Source organism: Aeromonas veronii, from assembly GCA_041319085.1.
GTDB lineage: Bacteria > Pseudomonadota > Gammaproteobacteria > Enterobacterales > Aeromonadaceae > Aeromonas > Aeromonas veronii_F.
The window spans coordinates 1,803,895-1,826,223 of sequence record CP101033.1 but is presented as its reverse complement, the minus strand read 5'-3'; the positions used below and the strand labels follow the sequence as shown (position 1 = coordinate 1,826,223).

At 61.7% G+C, this 22,329-nt stretch carries 20 protein-coding genes and 1 pseudogene; 6 read left to right on the top strand and 15 right to left on the bottom strand.

The features are described from left to right. Positions 1-150 precede the first annotated feature (150 nt). Positions 151-1,584 carry a glycoside hydrolase family 1 protein gene (locus tag NMD14_08765; protein XEI34455.1) on the bottom strand — a complete coding sequence of 478 codons (1,434 nt, stop codon included), beginning with the start codon at positions 1,582-1,584 and terminating at the stop codon, positions 151-153. Positions 1,585-1,750: 166 nt separating this feature from the next. Here NMD14_08765 and NMD14_08760 point away from each other — a divergent pair, with 166 nt between their 5' ends. Beyond that, positions 1,751-2,614, top strand: a complete 864-nt coding sequence (locus tag NMD14_08760) for a LysR substrate-binding domain-containing protein (protein ID XEI34454.1) — start codon at positions 1,751-1,753, stop codon at positions 2,612-2,614. A 36-nt stretch (positions 2,615-2,650) separates the two neighbouring features. Here the strand turns inward: NMD14_08760 and NMD14_08755 are convergent, their stop codons facing one another. The 3 genes from NMD14_08755 to metE all read right to left on the bottom strand — a co-directional run bounded on the left by NMD14_08755 (position 2,651) and on the right by metE (position 5,864). Beyond that, on the bottom strand, positions 2,651-3,034 hold the full coding sequence (locus NMD14_08755) for a transporter substrate-binding domain-containing protein (protein XEI34453.1): 384 nt from the start codon (positions 3,032-3,034) through the stop codon (positions 2,651-2,653). Next, positions 3,004-3,345, bottom strand: a complete 342-nt coding sequence (locus NMD14_08750; GenBank protein XEI34452.1) for a transporter substrate-binding domain-containing protein — start codon at positions 3,343-3,345, stop codon at positions 3,004-3,006. The genes NMD14_08755 and NMD14_08750 overlap by 31 nt, the downstream gene beginning before the upstream one ends. 254 nt (positions 3,346-3,599) lie before the next feature. Further along, positions 3,600-5,864 (bottom strand): 5-methyltetrahydropteroyltriglutamate--homocysteine S-methyltransferase, encoded by a 2,265-nt coding sequence (metE, locus tag NMD14_08745; protein ID XEI34451.1) that lies wholly within the window; start codon positions 5,862-5,864, stop codon positions 3,600-3,602. A 277-nt stretch (positions 5,865-6,141) separates the two neighbouring features. Here metE and NMD14_08740 point away from each other — a divergent pair, with 277 nt between their 5' ends. Next, complete coding sequence (locus NMD14_08740; GenBank protein XEI34450.1) at positions 6,142-7,047, top strand: LysR substrate-binding domain-containing protein; 906 nt, start codon at positions 6,142-6,144, stop codon at positions 7,045-7,047. A 7-nt stretch (positions 7,048-7,054) separates the two neighbouring features. Here the strand turns inward: NMD14_08740 and NMD14_08735 are convergent, their stop codons facing one another. Further along, positions 7,055-7,936: a LysR family transcriptional regulator gene (locus tag NMD14_08735; protein XEI34449.1), complete on the bottom strand. Its 882-nt coding sequence runs from the start codon at positions 7,934-7,936 to the stop codon at positions 7,055-7,057. Between the two features lie 101 nt (positions 7,937-8,037). On the opposite strand from NMD14_08735, the gene NMD14_08730 reads away from it, so the two are divergent. The 3 genes and pseudogenes from NMD14_08730 to NMD14_08720 all read left to right on the top strand — a co-directional run bounded on the left by NMD14_08730 (position 8,038) and on the right by NMD14_08720 (position 11,044). Next, positions 8,038-8,676, top strand: a complete 639-nt coding sequence (locus NMD14_08730) for an NAD(P)-dependent oxidoreductase (GenBank protein XEI34448.1) — start codon at positions 8,038-8,040, stop codon at positions 8,674-8,676. Between the two features lie 431 nt (positions 8,677-9,107). Beyond that, a pseudogene (locus NMD14_08725) lies at positions 9,108-9,728 on the top strand (hypothetical protein). 152 nt (positions 9,729-9,880) lie between these two features. Further along, positions 9,881-11,044 (top strand): PLP-dependent aspartate aminotransferase family protein, encoded by a 1,164-nt coding sequence (locus NMD14_08720; GenBank protein XEI34447.1) that lies wholly within the window; start codon positions 9,881-9,883, stop codon positions 11,042-11,044. A 114-nt stretch (positions 11,045-11,158) separates the two neighbouring features. Here the strand turns inward: NMD14_08720 and NMD14_08715 are convergent, their stop codons facing one another. The 3 genes from NMD14_08715 to NMD14_08705 form a co-directional block, all read right to left on the bottom strand. Beyond that, positions 11,159-12,823 (bottom strand): AMP-binding protein, encoded by a 1,665-nt coding sequence (locus tag NMD14_08715; protein XEI34446.1) that lies wholly within the window; start codon positions 12,821-12,823, stop codon positions 11,159-11,161. Positions 12,824-12,920: 97 nt separating this feature from the next. Then, complete coding sequence (locus tag NMD14_08710) at positions 12,921-13,199, bottom strand: YfcL family protein (protein ID XEI34445.1); 279 nt, start codon at positions 13,197-13,199, stop codon at positions 12,921-12,923. Positions 13,200-13,285: 86 nt separating this feature from the next. Next, complete coding sequence (locus NMD14_08705; protein XEI34444.1) at positions 13,286-14,401, bottom strand: ATP-NAD kinase family protein; 1,116 nt, start codon at positions 14,399-14,401, stop codon at positions 13,286-13,288. Positions 14,402-14,521: 120 nt separating this feature from the next. Between NMD14_08705 and NMD14_08700 the strand changes: the two genes are divergently transcribed. Beyond that, positions 14,522-15,259: a TerC family protein gene (locus NMD14_08700; protein XEI34443.1), complete on the top strand. Its 738-nt coding sequence runs from the start codon at positions 14,522-14,524 to the stop codon at positions 15,257-15,259. A gap of 92 nt (positions 15,260-15,351) precedes the next feature. Here the strand turns inward: NMD14_08700 and NMD14_08695 are convergent, their stop codons facing one another. The 7 genes from NMD14_08695 to NMD14_08665 form a co-directional block, all read right to left on the bottom strand. Then, positions 15,352-15,840, bottom strand: a complete 489-nt coding sequence (locus NMD14_08695) for an OmpA family protein (GenBank protein XEI34442.1) — start codon at positions 15,838-15,840, stop codon at positions 15,352-15,354. 35 nt (positions 15,841-15,875) lie between these two features. Next, the gene (locus NMD14_08690; protein ID XEI34441.1) at positions 15,876-17,105 is read right to left on the bottom strand and encodes a diguanylate cyclase; all 1,230 of its coding nucleotides are present in this window, start codon (positions 17,103-17,105) and stop codon (positions 15,876-15,878) included. Beyond that, a complete protein-coding gene (locus tag NMD14_08685; GenBank protein XEI34440.1) occupies positions 17,102-17,659 on the bottom strand; it encodes a YfiR family protein in 558 nt (185 codons plus the stop codon). The genes NMD14_08690 and NMD14_08685 overlap by 4 nt, the downstream gene beginning before the upstream one ends. Before the next feature lie 188 nt (positions 17,660-17,847). Continuing rightward, complete coding sequence (tyrR, locus tag NMD14_08680; protein XEI34439.1) at positions 17,848-19,395, bottom strand: transcriptional regulator TyrR; 1,548 nt, start codon at positions 19,393-19,395, stop codon at positions 17,848-17,850. Positions 19,396-19,543: 148 nt separating this feature from the next. Further along, the gene (locus tag NMD14_08675) at positions 19,544-19,882 is read right to left on the bottom strand and encodes a 4a-hydroxytetrahydrobiopterin dehydratase (GenBank protein XEI34438.1); all 339 of its coding nucleotides are present in this window, start codon (positions 19,880-19,882) and stop codon (positions 19,544-19,546) included. A 63-nt stretch (positions 19,883-19,945) separates the two neighbouring features. Next, a complete protein-coding gene (gene phhA / locus NMD14_08670) occupies positions 19,946-20,740 on the bottom strand; it encodes a phenylalanine 4-monooxygenase (GenBank protein XEI34437.1) in 795 nt (264 codons plus the stop codon). Between the two features lie 152 nt (positions 20,741-20,892). Next, on the bottom strand, positions 20,893-22,323 hold the full coding sequence (locus tag NMD14_08665) for a gamma-aminobutyraldehyde dehydrogenase (GenBank protein ID XEI34436.1): 1,431 nt from the start codon (positions 22,321-22,323) through the stop codon (positions 20,893-20,895). Positions 22,324-22,329: the final 6 nt, after the last annotated feature.

Below are 22,329 nucleotides of genomic sequence, written 5' to 3'. Positions count from 1 at the left end.
ATAGCAGGGGTCGGCGGCTTTGGCAGGACAAAAATCAGCAAACAGGGATGAGTCGCACGGTGAGAAACCGGCTTGTCCCCTCTCCCCCGCCACAAACAGTGCGGGCCCGGGGGATTGCCCGGGCCCGCTTGGTACGCGAAGCGATCAACCTCAGAGCTGCTTGCCCTGGCTGGCGATCACCTGGCTGTACCAGTGGAAACTCGCTTTCTTGATCCGGCGAAGTGACCCCCCCTGCTCGTCACGCTCCACATAGACGAAGCCGTAGCGCTTCTGGTAACCGTTGAGCCAGCTCAGGATGTCGGTGAACGACCAGGCACAGTAGCCGAGCAGTTCCACCCCGTCCTGCATCGCCTCCTGGCACGCCTTGACGTGGCTGCGCAGGTAATCGATGCGGTACTCATCGTTCACCTTGTCGCCCGCCTCCAGCTTGTCGAACTCGCCAAGGCCGTTCTCGGTGATCATCAGCGGCAGACCGTAGCGGGAAGAGAGGCGACGCAACGCGATGCGCATCCCGGTCGGATCGATGGCCCAGTCCCAGTTGCTGGTCTCAAGGTGCGGATTAGCCGCCGTCTTGTAGAGGCCAGGAATGCCGCTGGACGGCGTGGTGCCCTTCTTGCCGGTAGTGTTGATCCGCTGCAGGGTCTGACCGCCCAAGGGGTTATCTGTGTAGGTCAGGGTGTAGTAGTAGTTGACGCCGATGTAGTCGGGCGTCCCCTCGCGCAGCAACTCCATATCGCCCGGCAGGATCTGCGGCGCCTCATCGTTTTCTCGCAAGTAAGCGAGCGCCGCCTGCGGATAACGGCCAAAGCAGTAGGCATCCAGCCACCAGAGGTTGTTGAACTCCTCGGCATTCTCGTAGGCCAGCATATCTTTCGGGTCGCACGACGCCGGATAGGCAGGGGAGTAGGCAAAGCTCGGGCCAATCAAGCCATTCGGCACATGCTGGCGAAACGCCTTGATAGCACGGGCATTGGCCAGAAACGCGATATGGTTGGCGGCAAAGAAGCGCTTACGATCCTGCACGGCCGGCGGATGGGTGCCGAGCTGATAGGCATTGGTCAGGTTGTAATTCTGCTCGTTGAGAGAGACCCAGTACTTCACCTTGCCGGCAAAGCGCTGATAGAGGGTCACGCAGTAGCGCTCGAAATCCTCGATAATGCGTCGGTCTTCCCAGCCGCCGTACTCATCCTGCAGCGCCTGCGGCAGATCCCAGTGGTAAAGGGTCAGCACTGGCTCGATCTGGTGGGCCAAGAGGGTGTCGATCAGCTTCTCGTAGAAGGCCACTCCCGCCTCGTTCACCTCCCCCCGACCGGTGGGGTAGATGCGCGGCCAGCTCACCGAGAAACGATAGGCCTTGAGCCCCATCTCGGCCATCAGCGCCACGTCCTCCTCCATGCGGTGGTAGTGATCCACCGCCACATCGCCGTTGCTCCCCTCAAAGGTCTTGCCCGGCAGCTTGGTGAAGAGATCCCACACCGAGGGCCCCTTGCCATCGGCATTCCAGCCCCCCTCCACCTGATAGGCGGCGGAGGCGGCGCCCCACAGAAAATCGCTCGGGAAGTCGTTGAACTTGTGGTGATGCATCTGGTGTTGCTCCTTCTGCGCTGATGGTGTCAGCCATCTCTGATAACTAGGCGCCCCCTGTCGGGGCACCCGAAATGAATTGGCATCAGCATCCATCACTTCTAAAATTCCGTCCAATGACAAATATGACCACTCAACATTCCCAAGCGGAATGAAAGGAGCCCTGATGGAGCTACGGGATCTGAAAGCCTTCGTCACACTGGGGGAGGTACTGCACTTCGGCCAGGCGGCGGTGCGCCAGCATGTTACCCAGTCGGCCCTGAGCAAACAGATCAGGCGGCTGGAGGAGGAGCTGGGCGGCGAACTGTTCGAGCGCAACGCCAGCAGCACTCGCCTCACCGGACTGGGCAGGGCGCTGTATGAGGATGCCCGCGCTGTGGTCATCCAGAGCGAGCAGCTGTCGCGCACCGCCCGCGACGTGCTGGCGGGCAATGTCGGCACCCTGCGCATCGGCTTTGGCGTGGCCACCAAGATCCTAGTGCCCGCCGCCATCGCCCGCTTTCGCGCCGAGCGGCCGCAGGTCACCATAGAGCTCAACGATCTCTCCACTCACCACCAATTGCTGGCGCTCAGTGAAGGCAAGCTGGATCTCGGCTTTTGCCGCCTGCCCGCCCCCAAGGGGTGGCACGCCCTGCCGGTGGTCGAGGCCCACTTCGTCGCAGTGCTGCCCGCCAGCTACCGCGGTGTGAGGGAGTTGGCGGATCTGGTGGACAAGCCGCTGGCGATCCTGCGTCGGGACAAGGCACCGTCGTTTTACGATCACCTGATGAACTATCTGGCCCAGAGCGGGCTGCGTTTTCGAGATATCCAGTACGTCAACGACTTCGCCGCCGGTGTTGCCACCGCGGCGGCAGAGATCGCCTGGACCCTGGTCCCCTCCTCCACCACCATAGAGCACCCGGATGTACTCACCCTCCCCCTGAGAGATGGGGAAGCCTGCTGGACCATTGGCCTTATACGTCCGCCCCACAGCAAGGGGCCCTTGATCGATGCCTTCTGGACAACCATCGCCGATATGACGCCAAGATAGACACGCCGTTGGCAAACAGCAGATGGCGGCAACGCATCAACGATAGCGTTCGACGATACGCGCCAACTCGCCGCTTTGCCGCAGCTGTTGCAGAGCACGGTTGAACTCGGCGATCCGGGTATTGAAGCGGGAGTGTTTGCCAATGCAGAGATTGAACGGAGTAGAGGCAAGCAGCAGCGGCACCTCGACCACCAACCCAGAGAGACCCAGCTGGTTGAGTTTGAAGCGTGCCACCAGTGGATCAGTCACCATGAGATCGCCCCGACCCGCCGCCAACATTTTAAAGACGTTATCGACATTGATGGTCTGATGAACGGTGAAACTCGCCAGGTTCTCCTTGCCCCAGCCGTTACCGAAATAGTCGAGAAAGGTAAGCGATTTGAAGTCGCTCAAGCGGCTGGCACACTGAAATTCCGCCATTCGGGGATGGGCTCGCTGGGTAAAAGGGGATGGGCTCGCTGGGTAAAAATGGTTAGCACAGTGGTAGTGACCGGCTCTTCCACAATCAGGGTATAGCTGCGCCGCTCCCGGGTGGCGATAGTCACGAAGCCATCGGTCTGCGCCATCCGCACCAGTTTTTGCGCCCGTTGCCACGGATAACCTTCATGGCGCACCCGCAGCCCCATCTGCGCCGCCACCCGATCCATCACGTCGATCATCAGCCCGCGCATCTTGCCCTGTTCGTCACGCCACGAATATGGAGCAACGTCGTCAAAGTAGACCAGCTTCAACCTCGGCCGCTGACGCCGCCCATGCACTCTGCCACATCAGCAATCCCCACAGGATTGCGCTCCCCGGACTGACTCTCATGGCCGCGACTCCATCCACTTCTGCCAACTCTGAGCCTAGTGCAAAGCGGGCTGCGGCAAGGTTAAGGATCCAGTAGATAAAGTGGCCAACGAACGAGAGAGGGGAAGCAGTGGCTTCCCCTCTCTCGTTCGTTTGTCAGCACGCCACCTTATCAGTGGCGGTCACGGCTTGCCGGTTACGCCAGCTCGGCCCGCAGTGCCTTGGTGGCATCGACCATCACCTTAAGGGCGGCTTCCGTCTCTTGCCAGCCGCGGGTCTTGAGGCCGCAATCCGGGTTGACCCACAGCCGCTCGGCCGGGATCTGTTTGGCCGCCTTGCGCAGCAACCCCTCAATCCAGCTCTGGCTCGGCACGTTCGGCGAGTGGATGTCGTAGACGCCCGGGCCGATCTCGTTGGGGTAGTTGAAGCGCTCGAACGCTTCGAGCAACTGCATCTGGCTGCGGCTGGTCTCGATGGTGATCACGTCCGCGTCCAGCGCCGCCACCGCCTCGATGATGAGGTTGAAGTCGCTGTAACACATGTGGGTGTGGATCTGGGTGCTGTCCACCACCGGGCTTGCGCTCAGGCGGAAGGCGCGCACCGCCCAGTCGAGATAGGCCTGATGATCCTGCTTGCGCAGCGGCAAGCCTTCGCGGATCGCCGGTTCGTCGATCTGGATGATCTTGATGCCCGCAGCTTCCAAGTCAGCCACCTCGTCGCGAATGGCCAGCCCGATTTGCAGGGCGGACTGCTCGCGGCTCACATCTTCGCGAGGGAAGGACCAGCAGAGGATGGTCACAGGGCCCGTCAGCATCCCCTTGACCGGCTTGTCGGTCAGGCTCTGGGCAAACTTTGTCCACGCCAGGGTCATGGGGGTCGGGCGGTCGATATCGCGGGTGATCACCGGCGGCTTGACGCAGCGGGAACCATAGCTCTGCACCCAGCCGAAGCGGGTGATGGCAAAGCCATCCAGCAGCTCACCGAAATACTCCACCATGTCGTTGCGCTCGGCCTCACCATGTACCAGCACGTCCAGCCCGATGGCCTCCTGACGCGCGATGGCATCGCGGATCTCTGCCTGAATGCCCGCCTCATAGGCACTGTCATCGATACGGCCGGCGCGCCAATCCTGCCGCAATACCCGGATCTGCGAGGTCTGCGGGAAGGAGCCGATGGTGGTGGTGGGCAGCAGTGGCAACTTGAGATCCGAGCGCTGCAGCTCGGCCCTGACCGGATAGGGGCTGTGGCGATCAAAATCGCTGTTGGTGAGGCTGGCGAGCCGTGACTGCACCGCTTTTTTGTGCACCCGGCTGTCGGACTCCCGATCGACGATGGGCTGGCTGTAGGCGGTGATCTTGTCGAGCTCGCCCCCATCCAGATAGTCTCTGAGCAGTCCCAACTCGAAGCATTTTTGCAGGGCGAAAGCGAACCAGCTGCGGGTCTGGGGATCCAGCTCCAATTCGAGGGTCAAATCCACCGGGCTGTGCAGCAATGAGCAGGATGAGGCCACCCAGAGCCGCTCGCCGAGTTTGGCTTTCAGTGCCTTCAGAGTCGGCGCCAGCTTGGCCAGATTGGCACGCCAGACGTTGCGGCCGTTGATCACCCCGGCGGAGATGACCCACTGGGCGGGCAGATGCGGCACCAGGGTCTCCAGCTGCTCGGGGGCGGCCACCAGATCCAGATGCAGGCCATCTACCTTGAGGCTGGTGATGATGTCGCGCTGATGGGCCACCGAGCCGAAATAGGTGGTGAGCAGCAGCTTGCAGGGGCCCGCGAGGCGCTCGTACGCGTTGAGGTAGGCCAGCCGCCACTCGTCCGGCAAGTCCAGCGTCAGCGCCGGTTCGTCGATCTGTACCCACTCCACCCCTTGGGCAGCCAACTTGGCCAGGATCTCCTGATAGACGATCAGCAGGCGATCGAGCAGTTCAAGGCGGGAGAAGCCGCTCTCTTTCTCCTTGCCAAGCCACAGATAAGAGACCGGCCCCAGCAACACCGCCTTGACCGGCAGCCCCAGCGCCTTGGCCTCTTCCACCTCGTCAAACAGCTGGCTCCAGCCCAGCTTGAAGCGCTGGTCACGGCTAAATTCCGGCACCAGATAGTGGTAGTTGGTGTTGAACCATTTGGTCATCTCGGCAGCGGCGGCAGATGGGCCGGTCGGCGCACGACCACGGGCCACCCGGAACAGGGTGTCGAGATCGGTCTCGCCATGACGGTGACGGGCAGGCACTGCATCCACCAGCAGGCTGGTACCGAGCACCTGATCGTACCAGGCAAAGTCGCCCACCGGCAGCAGATTGACCCCGGCGGCGTGTTGGGCCTGCCAGTGGCGCTCACGCAGCGTCTTGCCCACGGCAACGAGTTCGGCCTGAGTGGTCTCGCCACGCCAGTAGGATTCGAGGGCAAATTTCAGCTCGCGCTTGGCGCCGATACGGGGAAAGCCCAGGGTGTGTGCGCATGTCATAGGTTCATGTCCTTATGCTCATTCATCTGATGGGAAACTGGATGATTTAGCCGTCCAGATGTTTACACATCCAAAATGACAAGATAAGGTGACACTGGCTATTGAATCCTCTTCAAGTGGCTCTCAAATAATCCTCAACTGACCGCCAATCAGGTTCACCGCGAGGATACAGAGGCCGATTTTTACAGGTGAAAGAGGTGCCGGAGTCAAGAAGCGCAGCAGGGTAACCGCCGGCCGCAACCTCAGCGCCATACCCAATCTCACAAGGAGCCATCTTATGGCAGTGCCAAGCAATGCAGGGATAGAGATCAAACACTTGAAAACATTGACCGCGCTGGCCGAGCAGGGCTCGCTGGCCGGTGCGGCGCTGACCCTCAACCTCACCCAGTCCGCCCTCTCCCACCAGCTCAAAGAGCTGGAGACCCGCCTCAATCTGGAGCTCTACCTGCGCAAAAGCCGCCCGCTGGTGCTGACCGCGGCGGGCAGCCAGCTGCTCGCCCTCGCCCGTCAGGTACTGCCTGCCCTGGCCCAGACCGAGAAGCAGTTGCAAGCCCTGCAGAGCGGCGATGCGGGCAGGCTGCATCTGGCGCTCGATTGCCACAGCTGCATCCAATGGCTACTGCCGCTGTTGCCCGATTTTCGCCGCCAGTGGCCGGGGGTGGATCTGGAGGTGGAGTCGGTGCCGGGATTTGATGCCATCAGTGCCCTGCTCAGCGGACAGCTCGACTTGCTGCTCACCTCGGACGTGCAGGCGCGCGGCGATCTCCACTTCGAGCCGCTGTTCGCCTTCGAGCTGGTGCTGGTGATGGCGCCGGATCACCCCCTCTGTGGCCAGCAGACCATCAAGCCTGAGGATCTGCGCCCCGAGGTGCTGCTGGTCTACCCGGTGGAGCGCAGCCGTATGGATATCTTCAGCCGCTTCCTGCAACCGGCCGACATCGAGCCCGCCCGCTGCAAGCCGGTGGACAACACCTCCGTGATGCTGCAGATGGCCGCCGCTGGCCTTGGCGTCGCCGCCCTGCCGCGCTGGGCCTGCGAGGAGTTTGTCAGACAGGGGATGCTCTGCGCCCGTCCTCTCGGCAGCGGTATCCGTCGCCATATGTACGGCGCGGTGCGGGCCGCCGATCGGGATCAAGCCTGCCTGCAGAGCCTGTTCGAGCGCATTCGCGACAAGATGGCATGAGGGCCATTCAAGCGGCCCCGAAATGGGAACGCAGCGCCTCCACCACCCGTCGCACCTTCTCCGGGATCTCCCGCTGCGGCGTGATGGCGTGGATCTCCATCGGCGCCCCCTGAAAACCGGGCAGCAGTTCGAGCAGACGCCCCTGCGCCAGATCCTCGCCAATTTCTCCCTCCGGTTGCAGCGAGATCCCCTGCCCCGCCAGCGCAAACTGGCGCAGGGGCAACACGTTATTGCAGAGCACCTTGGCCTTGAACCTCACTCTATGCTCGCCCCCCTTCTCGTCAAGCAGCAGCAAACCGTTGCCCAGCATCTCGCCGCAGAGCCAGTCGTGGGTGGCCAGATCAGCGGGCATGCGCGGCGTCCCCTTGCGCGCCAGATAGGCGGGAGCGGCGCAGAGCAGCATCCGGGTCTGGCCCAGTTTGCGGGCCACTAGGGTCGAATCGGGCAAGGTGCCGACCCGCAATGCCACGTCGATCCGCTCGGCAATCAGATCCCGTTTCTCGTCGTCGGCGATGATCTGGATGGTGAGGCCGGGGTGGGCCTGCAACAGCGGCGAGAGAGCCAGTGCTAGCGGCTGACCCGCCATCCCCACCGGGGCAGTGATCCGCACTTCACCTAGCAGGGCGTCGCGCACCTCGGAGAGGCGCAGCTCGGTCTCGCTCAGGGTCTGCTGCAACGCCCGGCACCCTTGCCACACCACCTCCCCCGCTTCGGTCAGACTGAGACGACGGGTGGAGCGATGGAGCAGGGGCAGCCCGAGCAGGCTCTCCAGCTGGCTGATATGCTGACTGACGGCAGAGGGGGTCATGCCAAGGAATTTGGCCGCCCCTGTCATGCTGCCCGCCTCCACCACGGCGGCGAAGATGGCGTAACGTCTGAGCTGTTCCATTATTAAATCCAGCTTATAAGTGAATGCATTTTTGAGGTGATTATTAAATCATAAATGGCGGCGTAGGATAGCCCCATTCCAACAGTGAAGGAGAGTTCCCCATGAAGATTGCCCTGATCGGTGCCAGCGGTTTTGTCGGTTCAGCCATCCTGAACGAGGCCGTCAGCCGCGGCCATCACGTCACCGCCATCGTCCGCGATGTCAGCAAGGTGGCCACCCATCCACAGGTCACCGCCGTGGCGGTGGATGCCCAGAACCCTGCAGCGCTGGCCGAGGTGCTCAAGGGGCACGATCGGGTGATCAGCGCCTACAACCCGGGCTGGACCGCACCGGATATCTACGACCAGTACCTCAAGGGCGCCAACGCGATTGTCGCAGCAGCCAAAGCGGCCAACAGCTGGTTGCTGGTAGTAGGTGGCGCCGGCAGTCTGGAGGTCGCTCCCGGCGTGCAACTGGTGGATACCCCGGAATTCCCGACCGAATGGCAACAGGGGGCACTGGCGGCCCGTGACGGTCTCACCGCCCTGCGCCGTGAAACCGCCCTCGACTGGCGCTTTGTCTCTCCCCCGGTGTTCCTCGAACCGGGCGAGAAGCGCGGCGGCTATCGACTGGGTGGCGATCAGGTGCTGTTCAGTGGCGAACAACCTGCCGGGATCACGGTTGGCGATCTGGCCGATGGCGTGCTGAACGAGGTGGAAAAACCGGCTCACCTGCGCCAGCGCTTTACCCTGGGTTACTGATAGCCAACAGGCGGTTAAGGCCAGACATGCGCGATCACTCGCCTGTGCTTCCGGTCAGGTGAACACCCGCTCAAACAGAAGGGAGGCATCCGCCTCCCTTCTGCTTTGGGCATTTTTGCCGCTGGCAGCTTGCCTCTGGCTACCCCTCCATCTTTCATCATTTCCCCTTGAGCCCTCAATCATTGTGCAAAAACTCGTCCTCCAGTTAGGTTCCGAATTACATTTCGAATTTTGTATATAACTAAGAATAATTTGTTGCTTCCGCCTTATAACACCGAACAGTAGCATCCCCTTCATTCCAGATGGCGCCACACCGCAAGCGCATACCGCCATGCTGTCGCGCCATCCCGTTTGCCGCTCATCAGGCCTGCCCGCTCCAGAGGCAGCAGAAGAGATGGCGCCAGAGATAACGAACGAGTGAGGAGGTGCACATGGAACATTCACCACTGCCGATCATCGATCTGGCTGCCCTCAACGGGGCGCCCGAGGTGCGTCGCCCTATGCTGGCCAAGCTGGCAGCGGCCGCCCGCGACGTCGGCTTTTTCTATCTGGTCGGCCACGGCTTGAGCAAGCTTGAGATGCAAGAGACTCTGGCGCTGACAGAGCGCTTCTTTGCCCTGCCGGAGCAGGAGAAGCTGGCGGTGCACACTCCGGGCTTGAGGTCGAGACGGCCGACGGCTGGATCTCGGCACCGCCCCTGCCGGGAGCGCTGGTGGTCAATATCGGCGAGCTGTTGGAGCTCGCCTCCAACGGCTATCTCAAGGCGACCCTGCATCGGGTGGTGAGCCCGCCGCCCGGCGTCTCACGCCTCTCCTGCGCCTTCTTTATGGCGGCGCGGCTCGATGCCACCGTGCCGCTGCTTACTCTCCCCCGAGCTGGCAGCACAGGCGCAAGGGCCCGAGAGTGACCCAACCAACCCGCTCTTCTATCAGGTAGGGGAGAACGTGCTCAAGGGGCGGCTGCGCTCCCACCCGGATGTGGCGGCCCGTCACTATGGGCCGGTGGAACACGCTCGCCTCCCACGCACAGAGAGCAAAGCGGTACCGGCCTAAGCAGCGCAAAGATCCGCAGGCGGGTATATGCATAAGCCACAAGCCGCATGCACATACCCGCGCTGACAAAAACAACAAGCAACAAGCAACAAGCAACGAACTACAAAACACAACCAGTCATGGCCAGAGCCTGGCCATCACGGAGCAACACGATGAAATTCAAGACCATGAGCGTACACAGCGGCCAGCGGATCGACCCACAGACCGGTGCCCTCACCACCCCGCTCTACCAGAGCAGCACCTTCAGCTACTTCAACGCCCAGGCGGGCAAGGAGCGCTTTGCAGGTCAAGCCCCCGGCTTTATCTACAGTCGCTTTGGCAACCCCACCACCGCCGAGCTGGAGCAGAAGCTGGCAGCCCTCGAAGGTGCAGATGAGGCGCTGGTGGTGGCGAGCGGCATGGCGGCAGTGAGCGCCATCATGTATGCGCTGGCCGACAGCGGCGATGAAGTGGCCTATATCGGCCCGCTCTACGGCGGCACCGATGCCTTCCTCAAGCAAACCTTCAGCCGCGCCGGTATCAAGGTCACCGCCTACGAGAGTGACCGGGATCTGCTGGCCAACATCCGCCCCGCCACCAAGTTGGTACTGTTTGAAACCCTGACCAACCCCACCCTCAAGGTGGTGGATCCGCGACTGGTGGTGGAAGCGGCCCGCAAGGTGGGCGCCATCACAGTGTGTGACAACACCTTCCTCACCCCCTACCTGCTGCGCCCGCTGGAGCTCGGGGTCGATGTGGTGATGCACAGCGGCACCAAATATCTGGGCGGCCACGGCGACATCATCGCCGGGGTGGTGGCAGGCTCCCACGCCCTGATGAAGTCGATCCGCACCGTGGCCCTCAAGCATATCGGCTCTCCCATCGGCCCGCAGGAGGCCTACCTGCTGCAGCGCGGGGTCAAAACCCTGCCCCTGCGGATGGATGCCCACCTGCACAATGCGCAGAAAGTGGCCGAGTTTCTGGCCGCCCACCCGGCGGTGAAGAAGGTGATCTACCCGGGCCTTGCCAACCATCCGGGTCACGATGCTCTCGGCGCCTTCGCCAGCGGCTTTGGCGGCATGGTGAGCATTGAACTTGAAGGAGGGTTTGCACGCTGCGCCACCCTGCTCGACAACCTGCAACTGTTCGTGCAGGCGGTGAGTCTGGGGGATCTCGAGAGTCTGGCCTGCCATCCGGCCAGTACCACTCACGCCGCCATGGACGAGGCAAGCCGCCTCGCCGCCGGGGTCAATGACGACCTGATCCGCTTCAGCATCGGGGTGGAAGATGCCGACGATCTGATTGCCGATCTGGCAGCCGCGCTGGCGCAGATCTAACCGGGGGCTCGTTTCTCACGTGCCCGCTCAACAGCTGTGAGTGAATAACCCCCAAACACAACAACGGCCCATCAAGGGCCGTTGTTGTTTGTCGCGCTGTGGAAAATGCGGGAGTTACTCCTCCCACACCACCACTTGGGATGAGGGCCAGCGATCCCCGACATGGGCATACTTTTGCTCCAGCAGGTGACGCTTGATCTTCATGGTGGGGGTCAGCACGCCGTTTTCGATATTCCAGGGGGTCTTCACCACCAGAATACCGCGAATTTTGGCATGGGACTCCAGCTGATCGTTGACCCGCACCCGCGCCGCTTCCAGTCTGGCGTTGACCTCCTCCCGATTGCCCTTCATGGCGCTCTCGGCCAGCTGTACCAGCGCAATGGGCTGGGGCATGCCGTAACCAATTACGCAAAGCTGTTCGATGATGGGTTCCTGCCCCAGTAGCCCCTCAATAGGCACCGGCGCCACATACTTGCCCTTGGCGGTCTTGAACACATCCTTCATCCGGCCGGTGATGGTGAGGTAACCCTCCCGGTCCAGCTTGCCCATGTCGCCGGTGTGCAACCACCCCTCGGCATCGATGGCCTCGGCGCTGTGCTCGGGATCCTTGTAGTAACCCAGCATCATCCCTTCGCAGCGGCAGAGGATCTCCCCCTCGTCGGAGATCTTGATGGTCACCCCGATCCCCGCCTTGCCGACGGTGCCAATCTTGTCGGCGCGGAACGGGTAGTTGATGGTGGAGTAGGCGTGGTTCTCGGTCATGCCCCAAGCTTCGGTTACCTTGAGGCCGATGCTCAGATACCACTCAAGCAGCGCAGGGGAGACAGGCGCGGAGCCGCAGCCAAGTACCCGGGCCTGATCCAGCCCCAGCCCCTTTTGCAACTTGCGTTTGATAAGGCCGGAGATAAGCGGGATCTTGAGCAGCAACTCCAGTTTCTTCTGGGGCAGCTTCTCGTGGATCTTGATGCGGAACATGGCCCACAGCCGCGGCACCGAGATAAAGACGGTGGGACGGCAGCGTTTGACGTCCTCGATAAAGGTGTCGAGGGATTCGGGGAACGCGATAGTAGCGCCACCATAGAGACTGCCGCCGTAGATGTAGACCCGCTCGGTAATATGGGCCAGCGGCAGATAGGAGAAGCCCCGATCAGCCTGGCTCAAGCCCACCGTCTCCACCAGCTTCTCGCACGACCAGGCGTAACGCTCGACGCTCAGCATGGCCCCTTTCGGCTTACCGGTACTGCCGGAGGTGTAGACCAGACTCAACAGGGAGTCAGGCGCCTGCACCGGGCTGTCAGGGATCGGCTCGTGCGCTTCCAGCAGGTCGTCCCACTGGTAGCTGGCCGGCATGGTGTCATAGGGGAAGGCAATGCGCAGTAGATCGGCGGGCACGCCAGCTTCCTGACTCTTCCAGTCATCCAGCTTGCCAACGAAGATCGCCTTGACCTCGCTGTGGCGCAGCACATATTCGATGGTGTCGACGTTGGCAGTCGGATAGATGGGCACGCTCACAAACTGCCCCATCTGCATCGCCAGATCGGCTATAAACCACTGGGCGCAGTTCTTGGAGAGCAGTGCCACCTTGTCACCCGCCACCAGCCCGAGGTGACGCAAGGCCGTCACCATCCGCCGCGCTTCATCGGCTACTTCACCCCAGGTAAAGTCGACATATTCACGGTTGATGGTTTGACGCAGGTAGGTTCGATCAGGACACTGCCGCTCCCAGTGATAGAGCATCTCGAGCGGCAGTTTATTGGCAATGCGTGAGGAGGAGGCCATAGTTTAATCCCTGAAACAAAAGGCGAAACTTATTATTAACCTTTCACTAACTTCAGGGAAGAATAAACTCAAACTTCAGTTTGAATTGTGTATCCGATCAAGCTTCTGCGTCTTGCTGCAAACGAATCCACATCGCCTGCACCAGTTTCTCATCCTCTTCGGAGAGCTCACCTTGCAAAATCGCCTCGTTGAGGCTGCGCAACACATAGCTCTTGACGTCCCGCACCAGGGTCTTGCCTTCCAGCTCGGCCCGGGCAACGGCTAATGAGATATGACCTCGCAGGTAACCCCCCGCAAACAGCTCATCATCGGTCGCGGTGGCAACCATGCTGTCGATCAGTCCCAACAACTTGTGCTCAAAATCGTGAATCGTCATGTAACGCAGCCTCATTTGCGGCAAAAAATTCGGGGGTATGGAAGATTGCAGCGCTCTGGCGACAGGCCAGCAGCGTCCTTGGCGTCCTATTCCGGGTTGGCCACCGGGTAGATGACCTGATCCTTGTATCCCGTGGTTATTCGCAGATAACCACGCAACGCCCGGTTTAATTGCGGATCATCGGTGTCCACCAAAAGCGGCCTGCCCGCGAGCGCGGCCAGCTTGGCTTTGGTTGCCAGCACCTGGATATGCTCCAGCCCGACACTCCGAATTACCTCGGGACTCAATTGCTGATTTCCGCGCCCGAACAGATGTCCCTGTCCGCCTATCAGGGTCATGATCAGTCGGCAGCGACGGCCGCGGATCCGGGTCAGGATCTCGGCGGCGCTGAGATCCTGCCCGATAAGTCGGCCATTTTCCACCAGATCCACACCGAGCAAGGTATTTTCCAGACCCAGCTCTGCCATGCAGGCCGCCACTGTGCTGCCGGAGCCCATCAGATAGAGAGTATCTGGCTCCATCTGCTCCACCACATCGGCGGCGAGATCGGCCAGCACCAACTCTTCGGACTCCTTGCCCCCCTGTTTGACCGCCTGCACATAACGCAGATCGCCGGGCACCTTCAACTGGCCGTAGTGGCGGGCCCGCACCTTGCCCGCCCGGAACGCCTCCTCGTCGATGTCGCGTACTTCTGCGTCGATCAGGCTGAGCAGTTCACCGGCGATCATCCGCGCCACCACCCGCCCGCTGGCGGCGGGGGTCACTCCGTAGACGCCGGAGTGGATCTTGCACCCCGCCGGAATGCCGAGCACATGGCAGGACTCCCCCACCGCGGCACAGATATCGCGCGCCGTGCCATCGCCACCGGCAAACAGCAGCAGATCAACCCCGGCTTCGCGCATCAGCTCGGCGGCGTGGCGGGTATCATCGGCCGAGGTACTCTCCCCGGCCGGTTGATAGATAACGCGACAGGGCAGTCCCAGAGATCGGGCCACCGTCTCCCCCATCTCTCCCGCCACCGTCAGCAGCTCGAACGGTGCCGTCAACTCGCACAGTGGCAACAAGGCTTGCCGCGCTCGCTCCTGCGCCTTGGGCTCAGCACCACGGGCCAGCGCCTCGGCCACCACACCGTCACTGCCCTTGAGCCCCACAGCGCCGCCAATCCCGGCGACCGGATTGATGATGAACCCTAATCGAAACATGCCTGCCTCCCTTGCGATGGCCACCATTTTTATCTTTTCCCCCCTCTGGGACAAGCAGTAGCGCCCCTGCTAGAATGCGCTGCTTCAATTTTTAAACCAATTTTCAACAAAGGTTCAATCATGCTGGAATGGGTCCTTGATCCCTCTGCCTGGGTCGCCCTCGCCACCCTTACCCTGCTCGAGATCGTGCTGGGTATCGACAACATCATCTTTATCTCTATCCTGGTCGGTCGCCTGCCGGAGGCGCAGCGTCAGAAAGCGCGCATTCTGGGTCTGGGGCTCGCCATGGGGACCCGGATCCTGCTGCTGCTCTCGCTGGCCTGGGTGATGCGCCTCACCGATCCGCTCTTCACCGTGCTGGGTGAAGCCATCTCCGGCCGCGACCTGATCCTGCTGCTGGGGGGCCTGTTCCTGATCGGCAAGAGTGCCCACGAGATCCACGTCACCCTGGAAGGCGCGGCCGAGCCGGAGAGCGTCAGCAAAGCGGCCTCTGGCTTTATCAGCACCCTGATCCAGATCGCCATTCTGGACATCGTGTTCAGCCTCGACTCGGTGATCACCGCGGTCGGCATGGCCGATCACGTGCCGGTGATGGTGCTGGCCATCATGATCGCCGTCTTCATCATGATGTTCGCCGCCAAATCCATCGGTGATTTCGTCGATGCCCACCCCACCATCAAGATGCTGGCCCTCTCCTTCCTCACGCTGGTGGGTTTTGCCCTGATGGCCGAGGGGATGGATCTGCACATTCCGAAGGGTTACATCTACTTCGCCATGGCCTTCTCGCTAACGGTGGAGATGATCAACATCCGCCTGCGCAGCCATCACGACAATAACGGGCAGAATAGCGCACAGTAATCCTGCACCACATGCCCCGCGACCCCAGCTGTCGTGAGCAAAAAGAGCGCCTGATGGCGCTCTTTCTATGGATGACGAAACGATGAGACGGGTTATTGAGCGCTGATGACGATGGCGACCCGGCGGTTGGCGGCCCGACCCTCTCTGGTCTTGTTATCCGCCAGCGGCATGGTCTCGCCACGGCCATGGATCTCCAGATTGGCTGGCTTCATACCGACCGAGACCAGCACATCGGCCACCGACCGGGCCCGCGTCAGGGAGAGCTGCTGGTTGTAGCTACTCTCGCCGGTATTGTCGGAGTGACCATCCACCCGCGCCTTGTCCAGCCCTACGCCCAGCAGAGTCTTGCCCAGCTTTTCAACGGATTGGCGAGTCTGGGGATTGAGCGCCCCCACATTGTTAGCAAACAGCACCCGGTTGGCCAAATCCAGCGTCCACCCCTCATCGGTCAGATAAAAGCCCTGCTCCTTGAGCATGGCGATCTGCTCCGGGGTCAATCCCTTGGGCGCGCTCTGGCAACCAGCCAGCAGCGATAACATCAACCCCAGCAGGGTCACGTTCAACAGGTGGGCGATCTTCATGGTTTACTCCTGGTATATGTTGTTATTCTTGCCAGTTATGCGATGGTTTGCTGTCCACTGCGGCGCGCCCGTTTCGCCAGATACATGGCTGCATCGGCCTTAGCACACAGCACGCTGGCACTCATGCCAGCCTGATAGACAGCAAAGCCGATACTCACCCCGGCCACCAGCTGATGACCATCACGCAGCGCCACCGGTTCACTCATCGCCTGCTGGATGCGGCCAATCACCTCTTCCACCTCATGCTGCCGCTGGAGCTGGCCAACCAGTACCGCAAACTCGTCACCACCGAGGCGAAAAACCAGATCGTCCGGGCGCAGTTGATGTTGCATCCGTCTTGAGAGCGCGATCAGCACATCGTCACCGGCGTTGTGCCCCAGGGTGTCATTAATCTGTTTGAAACGATCGCAGTCGAGATAAAGCAGCGCAAACCCCTCTTGCCCGCCGAGGGAGATGGCCTGCGCGAGCCGTGCTTCAAACAGGGCGCGATTGGGCAGCCCGGTGAGGGCATCGTGGGTCGCCTGATGGAGCAGGCTGGCATTTTCGCGGGCCTGCTGGGCCTGCCAGGCCTGTAGCTCATCCAGCAGCGAGTTGAAGTCATCTCCCAGCTCGTTGAGTTCGAGGATATCGGCCGGGGGCGCCCGCATCCCCAGGGTACGTTGACAGCGTACCGAATGGGCGACCAGTGCCAACTTGCGCAGCGGCGACGTAATGGAGACCTGCATCCGATCAGCCACATAGAGTGCCACCAGGGCACTCACTACCAGACAGACCACCATCACCAGCAGCGCCGAGAGCAAAAACAGCAACAGGTATTCGCCGTGGCCACGCAGCACAATGGTGGCGATCTGCTCGCCCCCCCGCAGCATGGGGAGCTTGAGGGGCCCCGGCATCAGCAGTTGGGCCAGATAGTCCTCCAGCGTCACCAGCGGGTTGCTTCTGGGGTGCACCCAGTTGGCGAGTGACTCTCCATTGGTCAGCACGATTCTGGCTTCGGCCACCTCTTCATGGGCGACAATTCCGCCGAGCGCCTCGTTCGCCGCCTCCTCATCGTGGAACACCACCGCCGCCTCGGCGCTGTAGCTGATGGCGCGTGCCACCAGCTCCAGATTGTGGTCAGCGTAAAAACGCACCACCAGCAGGGCAACCAGGGTAAAAAAGAGTCCCGCCACGCTGACGGCTGTGATGGCGGCCACCAGATGGGTTCGCCCCAGACTCTGACGCAGGGTCAGACGGCGGGCAGCCGCACTCACCTGTCGTCTCATGGCGTCCCCTTATCGGCATGGGCCAGCTTGAGCACGGCGGGATGCACCCGCACGCCGCTCAGGGCCAAGGCATCGAGGTTCACGTTAAAACGCACCCGCACGCTCTGCGGTGAGGTCTGCAGACAGAACACCGAGCTGGTGGAGCAGTCGTGGTTGTATTCGCTGATGCTGAGCACCGGGTGGCCCTGCAGGCGGGCAAACAGCGCAATCCGGGTCGGCTCGTCGAGTACGCCCAGATAGAGTACATCGCAGTGATCGCTGATAGCCGGGTCACTCGCCTCGTAACGATTAACCTGAACGGTGCGGCCATTGGCCTGACGATCGATGGTAAAGAGAGCGCCGGCATATTCGGTCGGTGCCGCCACGCACATACGCAGCACCCTAGGCTCGGTGGGCCAGCGGGTGTAGCTCATGATATCGAGCACCAGCTCCCTGACGGCCATCGCCCGGCTCTCCACGGCCGTTTCTGCCAGCGCGCGGGGCAACGGCAGGCCAAACACTAACAACAAGAGCGCCAGACGAGCAGTGAAACGGGGGGAAACGAGTAATAGCATGAAGCGGAATTGGCCACCTTGACAACACCGCAGCAGTGGGACTGCGGTTCGAAAACATGAACGCGGATAGTAAGCTGGTTGATGCGGCGCTGACAACGCGCCACCTCTCTCATGGCCAGGCGCCAGGTAAAGAAAACTGAGCGCCCGTCTGGTCACAGACTCTGTGGTGGCAGGCATCAAGGCGGCGCTCACTTCTTGCTGATGCCGTATTCCCGCAGCTTGTTGGCGATGGCGGTGTGCGACACCCCCAACCGTTTAGCCAGCTGGCGCGTCGACGGGAAGGTGGGATAGAGCCGGGCCAGCAGTTGGCTTTCAAAGCGCTTCACCGCATCGTCCAGATCCCCTTCGAACCACTCGTCGATCAGCGGCGCGGTATCGGCCGCCACCGGCAGGTCGATCTGCTCGGGCCCCAGTTCATCCCCTTCCAGCAGGGTCATGGCGCGGTAGAGACAGTTGCGCAGCTGACGCACGTTGCCCGGCCAGCGGTAGGCGGTCAGGTAGTCGGCCATGTTGCGGGTAAAGCGCGGACGGGGTCGCTGCAACTCGCTGGCAAAGCGAGAGACAAACTGCTGGGCCAGCACCATGATGTCCGCTTTGCGCTCGCGCAGGGGGGGCAGCGCCAGACTGAGCACGTTGAGGCGGTAGTAGAGATCCTCGCGGAAGGTTCCTTCGTGCACCAGATCCAGCAACTGCTTCTGGGTGGTGCAGATGAAACGCACGTTGACCTTCACCTCCTGCTCGTCACCGACCCGGCGGAACACCCCATCCTGCAACACCCGCAAAAACTTGGTCTGCAGATGGGGAGACATGTCGCCAATCTCGTCCAGCATCAGGGTGCCGCCGCTCGCCAGCTCCAGCACGCCGCGCTTGCCCTCGGTGTTGTTGCCAAAGGCGCCGGGGGCATAACCAAACAGCTCGCTCTCGGCCACGTTATCTGGCATGGCAGCGCAGTTGAGGGCCATAAAGGGGTGGCTGGAGCGCAGGCTGGCACCGTGACAGGCGCGGGCCAGCAGCTCCTTGCCGGTACCGGTCTCACCGACGATCAGCAGCGGCGCGTCCTGCATCGCCAGTTTACGCGCTTGCGACAGCACCTCTTTCATCTTGGGACTCTCGGCCTGCAGATGCTCGAAGCCCCCCACTTCCACCGCATGAAGCGCGCTGAAGTGCAGGCCGACCCGACGGGCAGATTTGAGCACCACCACGGCCCCGGCCAGCGCCTGCTTGCCACGGGCTTCCGCCACGAACAGCGGCATCAGGTCAGCGAGATACTCTTCGCCATTGAAACTGAGCTTGCAGGTCTGCGGCTTGATCTCGCTCGCCTCCAGCCAGCGAGTGAAGGAGAAGCCCTTGACCAGCGAACCGAGCGCCACGCCGCGCACCTCCTCCACCGGCAAGCCGAGTGTGGTGAGGGCCGACTGGTTGGCCTGGGTCACCTTGCCCTTGCTGTCGAGAGAGAAAACCAGATCCGGCAGCGCCTTGAGCAGCGCCTCGATCTCGTGATGCTCCCGCTCGGAAGGCATGTAGGGGATGGTCTTGACGTCGTAGACGCCGGGAATGCGGCGGATCTCCGGCATCAAATGCTGAAAATCACTGAACTCCAGCTCGGGAAAGTTGAGATAGATGATGCCTGAGGTATCGATTTCGATGCCGCGCAGATCGATATTGTGCTCCACCAGGCGGTCGAGCAGTTCCCGGGTCAGGCCCAGGCGGTCTTCACAGCTGACTTCAAGACGCATTCGGGACACACTTCCTAGCTAACTCTATGAATGAGCGGATAATACAGTCTCGATCCCCCCAGTGCGAGCGCCAGCCCATAAAAATGCGGGCCCGCCCCGCTTTCGCAGGCAGGCCCGGGTCAACCGATGACGCTGGTGTGGGGTGCGATTACCGGAGCAACTGATCGGTGCGCGCCGCCATAATGAAGTCGTTGCGGTGTAATCCGCCGATCTTGTGGGTCCACCAGCTGACAGTTACCTTACCCCACTCGGTCAGGATGGCGGGATGATGGAACTCCGCTTCCGCCAGCTCTCCCAGGCGGTTGGTAAAGGCCAGCGCCTCCTTGAAATTGCGAAACGTAAATTCCCGCCGCAGTTGCAGCGCCCCCTCCTCCACCAGCGGCTGCCAGTCGGGAATAAGCTGCATCAGCTCGCGCAGCTCCTCATCGCTTACCTTGGGGGCATCGGCGCGGCACGCTTCACACTGCTGGCTGGCCAGTTCGGACATGGGTGACTCCTGCTTGAATTAATGAAAAATTAATGAAAATGAAATAGGGTTGTTTGCTTTTGGTCAGCTCGCCTGCTTGCCGGCGGCGACCTCAAAGCGCGGCGGATAGAGGCCAAGACGACTGGCCTCGGCCAGAGCAGCCATGATCTCCTCCCCGGTCAGCTGGTAGAGATGATCGAGACTCGGCAGCACAAAATAGGTGGGCTGCATGATGTCGATGCGATACGGGGTGCGCAGCACGGTCAACAGATCGAAAGGTTGCAACAGCGGCTTGCCACAGAGGGCATAGGCGGTCTCGCCGATAGAGGAGAGAATGCCGCCGCCGTAGATACGCAGCCCGTCCGGCGTCGCCAACAGACCAAACTCCACGGTGAACCAGTAGAGCCGCGCCAGAAAGACCCGCTGCTCCTTGCTCGCCTGCTGCCCCAACTGGCCGTAGAGGTGGGTAAAGTGAGCAAAGGCCGGATTGGTCAGCATGGCGCAGTGGCCGAAGATCTCGTGAAAGATATCGGGCTCTTGCAGGTAGTCGAGTTCCTCCCGGCGCCGGATAAAGGTCGCTACCGGAAACTGGCGGTTGGCCAGCAGGGCGAAGAAGCGATCGAACGAGATAAGTGCAGGTACTGCCGCCACCGACCAGCCGGTCGCAGGCTGCAAGACAGCGTTGATCTCGGCCAGCTGGGGGACGCGATCACGGGGCAGCGCCAGCCTGTCGAGACCGGCCAGATACTCGTCACACCCCTTGCCATCGAGAGCGGCGAACTGGCGTTCGATCAGGATCTGCCAGGTGCCGTGCTCTTCGTTGCTGTAGTGGATCACCCCGTCAGCATCCGGCTGGTGGGCGGTGTAGAAGGTTGCCATAGCGGTTCCATCCTCTGGCGCCACATCAGGCGCATTGCTGTTTCATCACGGCTTCACTGTAACGAAATGGCAACAAAAAAAGCAGCCGACCCATGAGTCGGCTGCCTGAAACAGTTGTAAATAAATTGTGACAACCCGCTAACCAATCCCCACTACAGCTTGACCATGATATGGCGCGGCACCGTGTAATCCTCCAACGCATAGAGGGAGAGATCCTTGCCGTAACCCGACATCTTCATGCCACCGTGGGGCATCTCGGAGGTGAGCATGAAGTGGGTGTTGATCCAGGTGCAGCCATATTGCAGGTGGCTGGCCACCTTGCTGGCGAGGCTCAAATCCTTGGTCCAGACCGACGAGGCAAGACCATAGTCCGAGTCATTGGCCCACTGCACCACCTGCTCGGCGTCGCTGAAACGGGTCACCGACACCACGGGACCGAACACCTCGCGCCGCACGATCTCATCCTCCTGACGGGCTCCGACAATCAGGGTCGGCTCGAAGAAGAAGCCGTTGCCGGGGCGGATCTTGCCCCCCGCAGTCACCTCCACATGACCGCTGCTCTGGGCCCGCTCGACAAAGCTGGCGACCCGGTTGCGCTGTCTGTCCGAGATAAGCGGCCCCATCTCGACCCCCTCCTCGTACTGGCTGCCCACCTTGATGGAGGCCACCGCATCGGTCATGGCGGCGACGAACTTGTCGTAGATCTTGCCCTGGGCATAGATACGGCAGGCGGCGGTGCAATCCTGGCCGGCGTTGTAAAAACCGAAGGTACGAATGCCCGCCACCACTGCCTCCAGATCCGCATCGTCGAAGATGATCACCGGCGCCTTGCCCCCCAGCTCAAGGTGGGTGCGCTTCATGGTACGGGCGGCGCTCTGCAGGATCTTCTGGCCGGTGGCGATATCGCCGGTGAGCGACACCATCCGCACCAACGGGTGCTCCACCAGCGGCGCCCCCACACTCTCGCCTCGCCCGCAGATGACGTTGATGACGCCGCGCGGGAAGATCTCGCTGGCCAGTTCGGCAAGACGCAAAGCGGTGAGCGGAGTCTGTTCGGAGGGTTTGAGCACCACCGTATTGCCCGCCGCCAGCACCGGCGCTATCTTCCAGGCCGCCATCATCAGCGGGTAGTTCCAGGGGGCGATGCTGCCCACTACCCCGATGGGATCGCGGCGGATCATGCTGGTATGCCCCTCGATGTACTCCCCCGCCAGCGGCCCTTGCAGGCAGCGGGCTGCCCCGGCAAAGAAGCGGAAGCAGTCCACCACTGCGGGCAACTCGTCGTTGAGTACCGCCAGATAGGGTTTGCCGCAGTTGAGGGATTCGAGCGCCGCAAACTCCTCGGCGTGGCGCTCGATGAGATCCGCCAGACGCAACAGTAGATTGCTGCGCTGGGCCGGGGTGGTGCGGCTCCACTGGGCGAAGGCGCGCTGGGCACCGTTCACCGCACGGTTCACCTGTTCGAACGAGGCTTCGGGCACAGCGGCGATCTGCTCGCCGTTGGCCGGGTTGAGAATGGGTTCGGCCTGCCCCTCACCGGTCACAAACTGGCCATCAATCAAGAGTTGGGTAGAGAGTTTCATGGTTGC

Excerpts from the sequence above, each read along its gene's own strand:
- NMD14_08765 (XEI34455.1), bottom strand. The coding sequence starts at position 1,584 with ATGCATCACCACAAGTTCAACGACTTCCCGAGCGATTTTCTGTGGGGC.
- NMD14_08760 (XEI34454.1), top strand. The coding sequence starts at position 1,751 with ATGGAGCTACGGGATCTGAAAGCCTTCGTCACACTGGGGGAGGTACTG.
- NMD14_08755 (XEI34453.1), bottom strand. The coding sequence starts at position 3,034 with ATGGCGGAATTTCAGTGTGCCAGCCGCTTGAGCGACTTCAAATCGCTT.
- metE (XEI34451.1), bottom strand. The coding sequence starts at position 5,864 with ATGACATGCGCACACACCCTGGGCTTTCCCCGTATCGGCGCCAAGCGC.
- NMD14_08740 (XEI34450.1), top strand. The coding sequence starts at position 6,142 with ATGGCAGTGCCAAGCAATGCAGGGATAGAGATCAAACACTTGAAAACA.
- NMD14_08735 (XEI34449.1), bottom strand. The coding sequence starts at position 7,936 with ATGGAACAGCTCAGACGTTACGCCATCTTCGCCGCCGTGGTGGAGGCG.
- NMD14_08730 (XEI34448.1), top strand. The coding sequence starts at position 8,038 with ATGAAGATTGCCCTGATCGGTGCCAGCGGTTTTGTCGGTTCAGCCATC.
- NMD14_08720 (XEI34447.1), top strand. The coding sequence starts at position 9,881 with ATGAAATTCAAGACCATGAGCGTACACAGCGGCCAGCGGATCGACCCA.
- NMD14_08715 (XEI34446.1), bottom strand. The coding sequence starts at position 12,823 with ATGGCCTCCTCCTCACGCATTGCCAATAAACTGCCGCTCGAGATGCTC.
- NMD14_08710 (XEI34445.1), bottom strand. The coding sequence starts at position 13,199 with ATGACGATTCACGATTTTGAGCACAAGTTGTTGGGACTGATCGACAGC.
- NMD14_08705 (XEI34444.1), bottom strand. The coding sequence starts at position 14,401 with ATGTTTCGATTAGGGTTCATCATCAATCCGGTCGCCGGGATTGGCGGC.
- NMD14_08700 (XEI34443.1), top strand. The coding sequence starts at position 14,522 with ATGCTGGAATGGGTCCTTGATCCCTCTGCCTGGGTCGCCCTCGCCACC.
- NMD14_08695 (XEI34442.1), bottom strand. The coding sequence starts at position 15,840 with ATGAAGATCGCCCACCTGTTGAACGTGACCCTGCTGGGGTTGATGTTA.
- NMD14_08690 (XEI34441.1), bottom strand. The coding sequence starts at position 17,105 with ATGAGACGACAGGTGAGTGCGGCTGCCCGCCGTCTGACCCTGCGTCAG.
- NMD14_08685 (XEI34440.1), bottom strand. The coding sequence starts at position 17,659 with ATGCTATTACTCGTTTCCCCCCGTTTCACTGCTCGTCTGGCGCTCTTG.
- tyrR (XEI34439.1), bottom strand. The coding sequence starts at position 19,395 with ATGCGTCTTGAAGTCAGCTGTGAAGACCGCCTGGGCCTGACCCGGGAA.
- NMD14_08675 (XEI34438.1), bottom strand. The coding sequence starts at position 19,882 with ATGTCCGAACTGGCCAGCCAGCAGTGTGAAGCGTGCCGCGCCGATGCC.
- phhA (XEI34437.1), bottom strand. The coding sequence starts at position 20,740 with ATGGCAACCTTCTACACCGCCCACCAGCCGGATGCTGACGGGGTGATC.
- NMD14_08665 (XEI34436.1), bottom strand. The coding sequence starts at position 22,323 with ATGAAACTCTCTACCCAACTCTTGATTGATGGCCAGTTTGTGACCGGT.